The 14251-nt window shown below is 40.9% G+C and carries 10 protein-coding genes; all 10 read left to right on the top strand.

Translation table 11 applies throughout. From position 1 onward, the window contains the following. Window positions 1-28 precede the first annotated feature (28 nt). Window positions 29-1297, top strand: a complete 1269-nt coding sequence (locus EK22_RS13260; protein WP_036251743.1) for a porin family protein — start codon at window positions 29-31, stop codon at window positions 1295-1297. Between the two features lie 8 nt (window positions 1298-1305). Next, complete coding sequence (locus EK22_RS13255) at window positions 1306-3024, top strand: Wzz/FepE/Etk N-terminal domain-containing protein (RefSeq protein ID WP_036251741.1); 1719 nt, start codon at window positions 1306-1308, stop codon at window positions 3022-3024. A 579-nt stretch (window positions 3025-3603) separates the two neighbouring features. Beyond that, on the top strand, window positions 3604-4503 hold the full coding sequence (locus tag EK22_RS13250) for a CpsD/CapB family tyrosine-protein kinase (RefSeq protein ID WP_036251739.1): 900 nt from the start codon (window positions 3604-3606) through the stop codon (window positions 4501-4503). 993 nt (window positions 4504-5496) lie between these two features. After that, window positions 5497-6747, top strand: a complete 1251-nt coding sequence (locus EK22_RS13245) for a right-handed parallel beta-helix repeat-containing protein (RefSeq protein ID WP_235209371.1) — start codon at window positions 5497-5499, stop codon at window positions 6745-6747. A 210-nt stretch (window positions 6748-6957) separates the two neighbouring features. Then, window positions 6958-7950, top strand: a complete 993-nt coding sequence (locus EK22_RS13240) for an ABC transporter permease (protein WP_235209369.1) — start codon at window positions 6958-6960, stop codon at window positions 7948-7950. A gap of 2 nt (window positions 7951-7952) precedes the next feature. Continuing rightward, the gene (locus EK22_RS13235; RefSeq protein ID WP_036251737.1) at window positions 7953-9230 is read left to right on the top strand and encodes an ABC transporter ATP-binding protein; all 1278 of its coding nucleotides are present in this window, start codon (window positions 7953-7955) and stop codon (window positions 9228-9230) included. Next, window positions 9208-10452, top strand: a complete 1245-nt coding sequence (locus EK22_RS13230; RefSeq protein ID WP_161786437.1) for a glycosyltransferase family 4 protein — start codon at window positions 9208-9210, stop codon at window positions 10450-10452. Before EK22_RS13235 ends, EK22_RS13230 begins: the two co-directional genes overlap by 23 nt. A 218-nt stretch (window positions 10453-10670) precedes the next feature. Then, window positions 10671-11609: a glycosyltransferase family 2 protein gene (locus EK22_RS13225; RefSeq protein WP_081917894.1), complete on the top strand. Its 939-nt coding sequence runs from the start codon at window positions 10671-10673 to the stop codon at window positions 11607-11609. A 54-nt stretch (window positions 11610-11663) separates the two neighbouring features. After that, on the top strand, window positions 11664-13046 hold the full coding sequence (locus EK22_RS13220; RefSeq protein WP_152565103.1) for a hypothetical protein: 1383 nt from the start codon (window positions 11664-11666) through the stop codon (window positions 13044-13046). A 101-nt stretch (window positions 13047-13147) separates the two neighbouring features. Beyond that, entirely contained in the window at window positions 13148-14245 is a 1098-nt protein-coding gene (locus tag EK22_RS13215; protein ID WP_036251729.1) for a glycosyltransferase family 4 protein, read from the top strand. Window positions 14246-14251 lie beyond the last annotated feature (6 nt).

The following is a 14251-nucleotide window of genomic DNA, read 5'->3' as shown; positions in this document are numbered from 1 at the left end:
AACTAAGCAATAAGCGTAGATTGAGCACATGAAAACAATCTTCAGTAAGCAAGAGTCTTATGCAAGCCGCGCGAGGATAGCATTCATTATTGGTGCATTCGCTTTTTGTTCAGGTATCGATGCCGCTGAATGGGGGGTAAATGCCACTATAAATCAGGCGTTATCCTATAACGACAATGTCAGAATGTCTCAAAATCCGCAAGGCTCGGTTATTTACGACTTAACGCCTACCATTAATTTTACGCGTAAAACCGAAGTGTGGGATATAGTGGGCATGGCCAGTTATGGCCTCCAGCATTATACTGAGATAGAACAGTTCAATAACAACCCGCAGCATTACGGATTGAGCACCGCTTATAGGACCGAGCGTAGTAATCTGGGATTAAGTGCAAATTACTCTATTGCACCTAGCCAGAATTTCGCGGAACAGGACACGGGTAATTTTTCATCCAATGCGGATCGTAAAAACCTGTCAGTCACGCCAAGCTATTCTTATAGATTTACGGAGTTGGATAGTCTGATCGGTTCAGCCTCCTATTCAAAATCAACCTATTCCAACGGCGGTTCTAATAATGGAGCCGACTTTAATAATTTTAATGATAACGAAAATAAGTCGGTCAATATAGGTTGGCAGCGGCAGTGGAGTGAATTGTTTATGCAGTCCATTTCCGTATTTTATACAAATTATGAATCGACAGGGCAGGTAAACTCGAACAGCGACAGTTACGGGATAAATCTCTCATCGTCCTATCAATTTTCTGAAAAATGGCAATTCAGCGGTACTATTGGCGGGCGAATCACTGACACAAGCACAGAGACAGTGATAATCCCCGGTCTGTTGACAGCAACCGAGCAAAATACCACAGAAGGGTTTTTAGCGGACGTCGGTATTAACTATAAAGGAGAAAGGCTGTCATCAAATTTCGGCGTAAGCCGGTCGCTAGTGCCTTCCGGTCAGGGACAGTTAACTGAACAGACACGGGTCAGTCTGGACTTGTCGTATCAGATAACCGAACGGCTTTCGAGCGGGGTGGCGGCCAGCTATCAGGAAACGGATTCAGCTAGTGGCGATGAAGACAGCTTAGGAATAAGCCGCACTAATACGCGGATTTCACCTCATGTGGACTGGAAATTAACGCAGGATTGGTTGATGTCGGCATCCTATGCCTACAGAAAGCAGGATAGAGGTGATACCGCTGCAATAGTCGGCTCAAGGGGTGCCATAGGAGACGGAGATTCAAATATATTTATGTTATCCATTAATTACAATTGGCCCGGTTTAAGTATTTCAAGATAGAGACTGCAATGGAAGAAAATGTTAAAACCCTGAAAGATTACCTGCAAATGGCGCGCAGGCGGAAATATATCATTGTCATTCCTGCGCTTTTATTGTTAATGGCCAGTGTTGTGGTGGCATTGATTTTACCGCCGGTTTATCAATCGCAAGCCACCATTTTGATTGAACAGCAGCAAATTCCAACCGATCTGGTCAAGTCAACCGTCACCAGCTATGCGGACGAGCGTATCAGTCTGATTCAGCAACGGGTTATGACAACCGACAATTTAACGAAAATCATTAACAAATTTGGCCTGTACCCTAAGGAAAGGGGAAAGCTAACGGAAGCGGAGCTGGCTGAACAATTCCGGATGAGCGCCCACCTTGAGCTTGTTAATGCCGATGTGATCAGTAATGGGAGGAACAGCAAGGCAACCCTTGCATTCAAATTGTCATTTGATGATAAAGATCCGCAGCAGGCACAAAAAGTCACCAATGAACTGGTAACCTTGTTTTTGAACGAAAATGTCCGTAACCGGACGGAACGGGCCGAGGAAACAACCCTGTTTCTGGAAGAAGAGGCGCAGAAATTCAAGCTCGATATTCAGAAAATTGAAAATGAATTAGCTGAATATAAAGAAAAATACAGGGACAGCCTGCCGGAATTATTGTCTGTCAATTTATCAATGATCAGCCGTATCGAAAGTGAAATCCAGCAATTGGGCCTGCGGGAAAAAATGCTTGATGAACGGAAAATCAGTTTAAGGTCGCAAATGGCCATTGCCAGTCAAGGTCTACTAGTTTCATCGGCTTCCGATGGGCATGCGCCGACATCGCTCGCAGAACTAAAACAAGAACAGGCACGTTTATTGAGCAAATACTCACCAGCACACCCCGACATTATACGAATTAAACGGCAAGTTGAAATACTTGAAGCGGAACAAAACATTGAGCAGTCTGGGGAAAGTCCCGCATTGCAGGAAGCGAAACAGGAACTGGCAAAATTACAGCTGCACTATTCTGATAATCATCCCGATGTTAAGGCTGCCCAACGCAAAGTAGCCGAACTGACGGATTCGAAAAAACCGTCCTCAGCCAAAAAGCTGGCGAATCAAATTACTAATAATCCAGCAATGTTGCAAATTAAAAGCGAAATGGATGTAGCTGATATTGAGCTGGCCAGCATTAGAAGGCACCAGGCCGAATTGCAGCAAAAATTAAAATCGTTGGAAATGAGCGTGTCTCAAACGCATCAAGTTGAACGTGGTTACTATGAATTGATGAGGGATTTGGATAATAACAAAGCTAAATACAATGAACTCAAGGCCAAGCAACTTGAAGCCAAACTGGCACAGACATTGGAGGAAGAGCAAAAGGCTGAAAAATTCAGTTTGCTGGAACCACCGCGTCTGCCAAGTAAACCAATCAAACCTAACCGGTTTAAAATACTGTTCATGGGTTTCATGGTTTCCGTGGGTGCCGGTTTGGGAGCCGGTTATTTGAGGGAAATGATGGACGGCAGCATCAGAGGGCATCGTTCACTGGCGCATATTACCGGGATGGAGCCTCTGGTTGTAGTGCCATATATTGAAAATCAGGAAGACCGGGATCGGACCAGAAAAAATATTATCAGCTTCAGCATTATAGCGGGAATATTGTTTTTGGGAATGATAGTATCCGTGCATATGCTTTACATGCCGCTTGATATTTTATGGTTCAAAGCTTGGAACAGGTTGGGGCTTATATAAAACACAAGTACTCAGTCAATTTATTTATGATGGGTAAATTGTAGGTGCGAATTCATTCGCACTATGAGTACTCTACAAATTTTACGCGTAAGAACAAGGTTATTTCTAAGCGCGTAGGCTGGGTTGAAGCTTTGCGGAAACCCAGCATAAGGGGGCATTCGAAATGCTGGGTTTATCAAGCCAGCCTACGCACTGACCAGGACCAGTAAATTGTAGGTGCGAATTTATTCGCACTATTATGAATGCTCTGCAAATTTTACTTGTGCTCTTTAGGGTATTCGACCCGCAAGAGCCTAAATTAATACGATAAAGCAACATCATGAGTTAATTAAAGATCGATTTAACAACCAATCGCTACCGCAATAAACGGAACAAAAAACGTGGCGCGCATAACATCAGTTAATAAACGAAATTAGAGCTTTTCATGAAATAACTTTATTCAGAAGAACTATTAAGGGAAAAGCAATATTATTGGTTTAAACTTCTTATGCAGATTTTATTATTTATATCGCGACAGAAAAGGCCGTACACATGTAAATATATCTATACTCTCAGCAATAGGTATACAATCGGGAATAGATGGACAACAGTGAACATGGGGCAATGAAATTGGAACAGATAGAGCAAACCTTAAATAAAAACAATAAATTGGAACAACCTGAGTCTGCCGGTCCAAAAAAAAACAAGCATCCCGAGGACCAACCGATAGTCTATGCGCAGACCAAAGTGCAGGCGGTCAATCAGGATGTGATGAAAGAGCGCAGAGTGGTCGCGATGCTGAAGCATGATCCGAGAGCCGAAGTATTCCGGATGTTGCGCACCAAAGTCCTCAAGCAGTTGCGGGAAAACAATTGGAACAGTTTTGCCATCACCGCTCCGACACAAGGCGCTGGAAAATCGATGATTGCCGCCAATCTGGCTATCGCAATGTCCATGGAGGTCAATCAGACAGTCCTGCTTGTTGATCTGGATTTAAGGTATCCAAAATTACACTGGTATTTCGATCTGGAGGTCGAACTGGGGTTGAAGGATTACCTTATGTCCGATATTCCCTTGTCCGATATTCTGATAAATCCCGGAGGCTATTGGCTAACGGGCACTGAGACCGTAAAAAACGATATAGCCTTATCTGATATCCTGATAAATCCCGGATTTCAGCGTTTAGTGTTATTGCCTGGTAGAAGCCAGACGATAGACGCTTCGGAAATGCTGTCCAGCCCCAGAATGAAGAGTTTGATTGAAGATATAAAAAGCCGCTATGAATCAAGAATCATAATATTTGATTTGCCGCCCATTCTGTCCACGGATGATGTTCTGGCCAGTATGGACTATTTCGATGCGGCCTTGCTGGTGGTTGAAGAGGGCGGCAATAAGCCGGAAGAAGTAACCAGGGCTTTGCAGATGCTGTCAGGTACTCAATTGTTGGGCACCGTACTAAACAAATCGGAAACCCTGCCCGATCATCAAGGATATTATTAACCGAGATTGTGGGTGCGAATTCATTCGCACTGTGTGAACCTATGCTTTACAGTTCGCCCTGAGCCTGTCGAAGGATGAGTGAACAAGTTATTTAGTAATGGGCATGGAATAAATCAGGGAATTGTAGGTGCGAATTCACTTGTGCCCTTCAGGGTATTCGCACTGTGCGGATAAATCCGCACCTACATCTGAAATTCGTCCGCGCACTTGAGGAAGTTATTTTATGCGCGTTCCTTAGGATTCGGCCGTAACAATTTTCCTGGTTAATTAGGGATGTACCGGCGACAGAAGGAGCATCGATCGCAATTTACGCGCTTCACTACATTCAGCACATGAGGAAGGCGAATATAGAAGTGGGAGCGATGCCCTCATCGCGACTAAACGACTAACCGGGCCATTTTAAATCGCGACGTAATATTCAAAAGGCATAATGAGATCGTTCCCACAGGAACGCTCTTAACTTGAAGGGATATCGACATAACCGAATCCTTAGCAATTCAGGTTCGACAAGATTCTCCCTGGCTTGCCGAAGAAAGGGATTTACCGCGAGCAGCTATGCCAGAGACTCATGCGGCACCGGTGCGGCAAAACCCGTTAAATTTTAATAGGGCATGACCCGATAGGGCAAACGGGATAAAAGCAGTCCGAGTCTAACGTCCCTTCTTAAGGGCAAATTAAAGTAGACCGGCCAAAATTTCTGGAAAGTAATGGTTATTACCTATGTTTTTTCACGATAATATAACTTCTAGAAGGATGGAAGTTTTAAACTCATTACGCTGATTATCAATAGACATATTTTTGATGGGCAATAATGTGGTTGGCAATAAGTTTGACTATAATAAATTATATTGTGCGAGAAAACTTGGCTCCGATTATTGCGGTTGGAAAAATCTCTAACGGAATTATTTTTACCTGCTAACTTTCTATTAGGGACTTGATGTGCGTAAATAGAAAATAATCGCCTTGTATTTTAAAATTGTTTAAATAAAAAATTTGATTGAGCTGCTTTGGGATGTGATGATGAAAAAAAATATATTTAATGTAAAGAAAATTCTTTTATTGCTTTGCCTGTTTTCAAGCTCATCCTATGCGCAGGATTATTATGTTTGTAACAATGGAAGTGATAGCAACTCCGGTTCGTCCCCCTATGAACCCTGGGCAACATTTGATTATGCCATGTCAAAATTTGGTAAATTAAACGCTGGCGAATCCATCTTATTTTGTAGAGGCGGAACTTTTACTTCATCTTATCCTAGACTATTTAACCAAAACTGTACACAGGATGCACCTTGTACCATAGCCGATTATATACCACCAAATATAGCGCCTACAGATGCTAAGCGTCCTGTTATTACAAATAGTATCGATCGTGGCGCTTTGAATTTTCAGGATGGAGGCTCTGCCGACCATGATGAAGGTTATGTGGTAAAAAACCTGTCACTCAAGGGAAACGGTACTGGAAATGGTATTTTTCTGTTCAATGACGTGGACTTTGTAACCATTGATGGGGTCATTATTGATGGGTTTGATATTGGTGTGCATTCAGCCGGCGCCAATGCGCCCAATCCCGGCGCCAATCAGGTCAATGAAAATATAATATTAAAAAACTCAATTATTACTAATAATAAAGGCCAGGGTTGGCTAGGCGGTTGCAATAATTGCATCATTGATAATAATAAGTTCATTAATAATGGATTTGCCAGAAAGATACTCAATCATAATATCTACATTGGCGGTAATGATAATTATGGAATTACGGTCTCCAATAATACGCTATATAAAGCAGCTATAGTGGATGGCAAATGCTATGGGGTTTCCTTGGTAGTTCATGGGGTTGTACAAGATCTAACTATTAGAAACAATACGGTTTATGAGGATATTGGTTCTGCCCATGAAACGTGTTGGGGTATCAGTGTTGATCCCGGTTATGCTAAAGAAGAATCCTTCAGCAATGTGCTGATTACGGACAATAAGGTGACTAATGTCGGTAATGTGGGCATCGGTTGCGCTTCCTGCACGGATTTGCGAATTTTAAATAACACCATAACGCATTCCCAGGATTTCGGGTCTACGGCAATCAGAGTACCCGTTAGGACAGAAGACAGCGTTAAATCCGATCGTATAGAAATTACAGGCAATTATATTGATCTGCTGGATACCAATAACAGAGGTAAACAGGGTATAGTTGTACCCGATACAGGAGATATCAATATAGGAATAAATGAAGTTTACATATCAAGGTAATATAAATAAATTATTATCGATTTAAGGATGGCTTAGTAAATAGTATGAGCTATTTCTGCGGCTATTCAGCCAATAATCGCTAGTTAAGAAACATATTGTTGTTCCGGCATGGATTGCCGGTGTAACGATTTAACTGAATGGCATCAGATTAGCTTTTATGTACAATTGTTTTGCTTCAATAATCGTTTAAACAGTATTTAGGATCAGGTAGTGGATTTAGACATCATTTCAGGAATCAACCAATTTCTTACCGAACAACCGTCGCTTTCATACATCCCTCTTGGCACCTGTATAATTATTGGTCTGGCCGCCAGTTATTATCAGGTTAGCAAAAGGACCAGACTGCAACCGGTAATTGATAATGGCAACATAAATACCCCGGACAAACCTAAATTGGTAATCGAAGCCGGACTTACCGAACGCCAGTATTGGCATGATCTTTGGCGCTACCGGGAATTATTCTATTTCCTGGCCTGGCGCGATATTCTGGTACGTTATAAGCAAACCATTATTGGTGTCGCCTGGGCCGTGCTGCGGCCGCTGTTAACGATGATTGTATTCAGCGTGATCTTCGGCAAACTGGCGAAATTACCTTCCGATGGCGTGCCTTATCCCATAATGGTATTTGCCGCGATGCTGCCTTGGCAATTTTTTGCCAATGCCTTATCCGAATGCAGTAACAGCCTGATCAGTAATGCCAATCTGGTGTCCAAAGTCTACTTCCCGCGTCTAATAGTGCCTACTAGTGCGGTTGTCGTCAGCTTTATCGATTTCTTGATTTCCTCCAGCATACTGGTTGCACTGATGATCTGGTACCAGTTTGTACCTACCTGGGGCATGCTCATGCTGCCGTTTTTAATCCTGCTGGCATTTGCTGCAGCGCTGGGCGGTGGACTTTGGTTTACCGCACTCAATATTAAGTATCGCGATTTCCGTTTTATTGTCCCATTCGTAGTGCAATTTGGTTTATATGTATCGCCAGTAGGCTTTAGCAGCAATATCGTGCCGGAACAGTGGCGTCTGTTATATTCGCTCAATCCCATGGTTGGTGTGATCGATGGCTTCCGCTGGGCTATTTTGGGTCAGGACACCGCGATATACTGGCCAGGGTTTCTGTTGTCTGTCGGGATCGTGGCTTGCCTGTTAATCAGCGGTATTTGGTATTTTCGTAAAACGGAACGCACTTTCGCGGATATTATTTAGTTATGTCAGACGCAGTTATTAAGGTTGAAAACCTCAGCAAAAAATACGTCATTGCTCATCAAACCAACGGAAGCGGAGGGCGCGGCACGTTGCGCGATGCGATTACCGACGGTTTTAAATCGGTAAGTAAACGATTTACCAAGAAATCCGACATAGATCCTGGTCATGAAGACTTTTGGGCGTTGAATGATATATCGTTTGAAATTAAACAAGGTGACCGCGTCGGTATTATTGGCCGTAATGGTGCGGGTAAATCGACACTGCTAAAAATTCTGAGTCGCATCACTGAACCGACCCATGGCAGGATTACCATCGAAGGTCGCGTGGCCAGTTTGCTGGAAGTAGGCACCGGGTTTCATGCCGAACTGACCGGCAGAGAGAATATCTTTCTCAATGGTGCAATTCTGGGCATGAGTAGGCAAGAGATCAAGCGAAAATTTGATGAAATCGTCGACTTTTCAGAGGTAGAAAAATTTCTCGATACACCAGTAAAGCGTTATTCATCAGGCATGTATGTGCGTTTGGCGTTTGCGGTTGCCGCGCATTTGGAACCTGAAATTTTGATTGTTGATGAAGTGCTGGCAGTAGGGGATATAGAATTTCAGGATAAATGTCTTGGTAAAATGCAGGAAATATCACAAAAACACCAGCGTACAGTTATTTTTGTTAGTCATAATATGGCAGCTATTAACGCCTTATGTTCGCGATCTATTTTATTAAGAAATGGTCAATTAGTTGCTGATGGGAAAACTGGGGAAATTATCCCTTTATATGCTCAGCCTATAGGAAAAAATAACTCTGACTTAATGCAAAGGGCTGACAGAAAAGGCAATAAAATGGTTATTGCCACAAATGTTAGTTTTTGTAACGCTAGTAACCTGGCTATTAATAATATACATTGTGGAGATGATATTACTATACGTATTGATTATAAAAACAATACTGGAGATTATATAAGTAATATTCATATTGGCATAGGTTTTTATGATTTGTATGGTCGCCTTATGACCATGCTCCAAACAGAGCCACTTAATAGTTCTTTAAATGCTGAAAAAAATGGTGGTGCTTTCTTATGTCATATTCCAAAATTTCGACTTGTCCCTGGGAAATATTGGTTAAACTATGATATTTATCATTACCGTTATGAAGATATGTGTGATTCATTGCAACAGGCCTTAGAATTTGAGGTATATGAAGGTGATTTCTTTGGCACTGGTAAATTAACATGGTATGGCATGGGAGGGGTTTTATTTGAACATGGCTGGAAAAGTGAAAATTAATGATAGATATATAGAAAATAAAGTTACCAAAGGTGAGTCTATAAAACTATTAATTTTTCATAGTTCCGGTGGATTTATTGGAGGATCTGAAATCTATCTTAGAAACTTAGTACATACAGCGGTAAATGATGGTATAGATGTAAGTGTTTGTTTCGGTTTTAATAGTGTTGTACCTGAGAGATATGATCAAGATTTAATAAGTTATGGCGCTAAAATAGTAAATATTAACTTTGATCCTATTTTTCAGTTTGGTATTGCAAATTTTAAAAGTATATGGCAGTGGCTAGGTAAAATTAATCCAAATATAGTATTATTTAATAGATTTGCCAATTGGGATTCGTATCGTAACGCAATTATAGTTTCATTAATAAGAGGTTATCGAGTAATTACCGTAGAACATAATGATCCACCGGCATGGCCTAAATATCCACCACGTAAGCACCCTCCAAGGAATTTGCATATTCGAGACATATTAAAAAAAATTAGATTTAAACTTGTTGCTAATCAGCTAGATGCAATTATTTGTATGAATCAAATTGCTTATCATAGGTATATTAATGAGTATGGTTGCCAGAGCGACATTGTACGTTTAATTTATAACGGTGTAGATATTAAAAAATTTGAATTTAATGTTAATTCACGTAATAAATGGCGAGAGAAGCTAGGTTTAGTTAGTAAAAATATTATGGTTATTGCAGTTGGTAGGCATAGCCGAGAGAAAGGCATGGATATTTTGCTAGAATCTGTAGCAATGTTGCCTGATGCCCAGCAAAAAAAAGTTACATTAGTACTTGTAGGAAATGGATCAGAGCATGTCGCTCTAAAACAACAAGCAATAAGATTAAAAATTCTGGCACAAATAAAATTTCTAGGTGAGAGATCTGATATACCTCAATTGTTATGGGCTTCAGATTTATTTGTTTGTCCATCAAGACAGGAAAGTTTTGGTATATCAATTGCCGAAGCTATGGCAGCTAGTCGTTGTGTTATCGCTACTAGAGTTGGAGGAATTTCTGAACTCATGAAAGATAGCGGTATTCTCATTCCTCCAGAATCGCCAGAGGCTTTGAGTAAAGCAATACTTAATATGATTAATAATGAAAATCTAAGAGATGAGTTTGGCAGATTAGCTTTTCAGCGAGTTAGTACTTACTTTGGTTTAGAGCGATCTATGCAACAAACTTTGGATTTAATTAAATATTGCACCAGATGTAATCGATAATTTGAAATCAAAGAGGCTATTAAAAAAATATAAATTTTCTGAATTCACTCATTATATACATAAAATATGGTATTAACTTTGTTGAAAAATTAATTTTCTAATAGTTATAAAAGTTATGTCAGAAATTTAGCAAGTTCTTAATTAGTTTTTGTATTTCATGAATTTTTACTAAGACTTACTGCAAATTTTTTATTAAAAACTTGATTTCTAAAGATTTTATGAACAAAGATCCGGTTGTTTCTATTATCATGCCAATGCGCAATGCAGAAGTCTATGTTGCAGAAGCGGTCGATTCAATTTTATGTCAGTCCTTTCAGGATGTAGAGCTGATAATTATCGACGACCAATCAACTGATCAATCACGCGAGATTGTTGAGAATATTTTGCATAATGACCACAGGATCAAGTTGATAAATGGCAACGCCCAGGGTATCTCCGCAGCCAAAAATAAGGGTGTGAAGCTTGCCAGCGGCAGGTTTGTGATGTTTTGTGATGCGGATGATTTATTGGCAAAAGATTGTATTGAAAGACAATTGAGCTGGCTTGCATTACATCCGGATGTTGGAGCGGTCTGCGCGCAGTTTGCCTTAATGGACTCCTACGGTGGCAATATTGTCAATTTGGATTCAGGAAAGTGTTCTTGTGATATTACGGAAGAGCTTCTCTCAGGGCAAACACGTACTTCTTTATGTACTTTTATTATCAAGCGTGAACTTGTGGATGTAATAGGCGGTTTTCGGGAGTTTTTTGTTTCCGCTGAAGATATTGATTTTCAATTTCGACTTGCAGAAGTATGTAAAATCTTTTATATGTCGGAAAACGTTTATTTTTACCGGCTCAATGATTCATCGATTGTACATACGCAACCATCAAAAAAAAGGATTTTCTTTGAGGAAACGGCTCGTCTTTTTAGACAGCAACGCGCCTTAAAAGGAATTGATGATTTGCAATCTGGGCACCCACCTTTGGTGCCGGAAGATCAAGGGGATGCAATTAATTCTAAAGATCAATTGCAAGGCGCGCTAATAGGTTCTGCCTGGCGCTTGCACAAGCAAGGCGAAAAACTAAAGGCTATTAAAAGCGGGTTTCGAGCGTGTTTGATTAATCCGGCAAATCTAATGGCATGGAAAAGCTATATCATGCTTTTTATCAAATAATTTATTTCAGAAATTCCGCTTTTAATCGCAAAAATATAAGGGATGACATATTAAATGCCTAATTGGTTTGCTTATGCCGTTTTAGCTTTATGGCCATTGGTTGCAGTGCGGTTATATCGATCTAAATCGGTAACGGAAGCGACTTTATGGACCATACTCGGCGGGCATATGTTTTTGCCGGTAGGGACCCAAGTGGATTTACCAATGATACCGCCTCTTGGCAAGGAATCAATTCCAGCACTTGTAGCGTTTTTTGGCTGCCGCTTTATAGCCGGGAGAAGAATTTCTTTTATAGGTCAGCGCGGTTGGGTGCTCTGGTTGTTGCTGCTATTTATATTGGGGCCTTTTGTTACCGCGGAATTGAATAGTGATGCTGTTTTCGTCGGCGGGCATCGGTTGCCTCCGATGGAGCATTATGACGCGCTTTCCGCAGTAATCAATCAGTTGATTGTTATTATGCCATTTTTTCTTGGGCGGCAGCTGTTTCGAACCGAAGAAGATCATGCTCTTCTGTTTAGAGCTCTTATTGTGGCAGGATTGTTTTATTCATTGTTGATGTTGTTGGAAGTGCGCATGAGCCCCCAATTACATGGTTGGCTGTATGGCTATTTTCCGCATGGTGCCCATAGTTTTGGTCAGGAAAAGCGGTTTGGCGGCTTTAGGCCGGTTGTATTTATGGGGCATGGCCTTTTAGTGGCTTTTTTTGCAGCCGTTACAGTTATAGCTGCAACGGTATTTTGGCAGTTAAAAATTAAAGTACGTGAGTTTTCATCGGCAAAAGTTACTTATTATTTATTGTTGGTGCTGTTGTTGTGCAAAAGCGTTGCCTCCATCCTATATGGTTATGTAGCCTTTTTGTTGATTAAAGTAACTTCGTTTAAGACTCAGCTACGAATAGCCAAAATATTGGTGTTGATAGCACTGCTCTATCCAAATATGAGTATTATGAATATTTTTCCTCATCAAACCTTGATGAACTGGACGGAATCCATGAGCGCCGAGCGTGCGGAATCATTGGGTTTCCGCTTTGAAAATGAAGATATGTTGCTGAACCATGCTCGGCAACGCTTGTTTTTTGGATGGGGCGGTTGGGGGCGTAATCGTGTTCATAATGAAGAAACCGGCAGGGATATGACTGTGACGGATGGAAAATGGATTATCACTTTGGGAACATTTGGATGGTTGGGTTTTATTGCTGAATTCGGACTTCTGGCATTGCCGGTTTTTCGTGCCGCATCTGTTTTTAAGTGGGTTAAAACGCAACAGGAAAAGATTCTTCTATCGGCACACGCGCTTCTTGTTGGGTTTGTTATGATCGATCAATTACCCAATGCTTCGCTGGCGCCCTGGTTATGGTTATTGGCTGGCGCACTGCTTGGTCGTACTGATGCGATTCTTAATACAACTAAGAGAACGGATTCCGTCCAATTTGCCTGATTCCTCAAAAAATTATCAAAGAAGCTAGGAAATTGGCATATTTTCTAAAAGTTCATAAATTGTTCTACTAAAAAGTACTGATATTTTAATAAAGGTCCAGAATGAATATAACAATAATAATGGCAAATGCATCAATGTCTGGTGGCGTCAGAGTATGTGCCATTTATGCAAAAAAATTGATTGAGCGAGGGCACCATGTCAATGTCATTGCTCCGCCGAAAAAACTATTAACCTTCAAACAACAATTAAAAGGGCTGATTAAAGGTGCTGGCTGGATAAAGGTTGCCGAACAATTACAAAATCATTTTGATTTATTGGGTGTTAAAGTCACTTACTTGGAATCAAATCGGCCAGTTACGGGTGACGATGTACCTGATGCGGATGTGGTTATCGCAACCTGGTGGGAGACGGCTGAATGGATTGCTCAATTTCCGGCAAGCAAAGGAGCAAAAGTATATTTTATTCAGGGGCATGAGATTTTTCCATGGTTACCTATTGAAAGAGTTAGGAAAACCTATAGTTTGCCGTTGCATAAAATAACTATTTCAAATTGGCTGTTATACTTGATGCAAAATACTTATCAGGATTCAATAGTTTCACTAGTTCCCAATAGTGTTGATACTGATCTATTTTTTGCACCGTTAAGGTCAAAACAAATAAAGCCTACATTGGGTTTTTTATATTCGAATGCCGAGCTAAAAGGTATTGATATCGCGCTAAGGGTAATTGAACAAGTAAAAAAACAATTACCTGAATTGCGTGTAGTTTGTTTTGGAAGCAGTCAGCCTTTAAAAAATTTATTCCCTGAGTATTTTGAGTTTGAATATCAGCCACAGCAATCACGTCTGCGAGAGATATACGAACAATGCGATGTATGGCTTTGCTGTAGTCGATCAGAAGGGTTTCATTTGCCCCCTTTGGAGGCAATGGCATGCCGTTGTCCTGTGGTATCTACCAAAGTGGGGGGGCCGGAAGATATTATTAGGCAAGGGGAAAACGGTTTTCTATGCGAAATTGATGATGTAAATAATTTGACTGACGCTGTGATGCGAGTATTAGGCTCAACAGAGCAGGAGTGGCTTGCATTATCAGATGAAGCCTATGCTACGGCTACCCGATATAGTTGGGATGACGCTACAGAGTTGTTTGAACAGGGATTAACCCTTGCGGTTAACAGGCAGCAAAATAATCAATTGTAATAAACG

Source organism: Methylobacter sp. BBA5.1 (assembly GCF_000746145.1).
GTDB classification, from domain to species: Bacteria; Pseudomonadota; Gammaproteobacteria; order Methylococcales; family Methylomonadaceae; genus Methylobacter; species Methylobacter marinus.
This window is presented reverse-complemented; position numbering and strand designations above follow the sequence as displayed.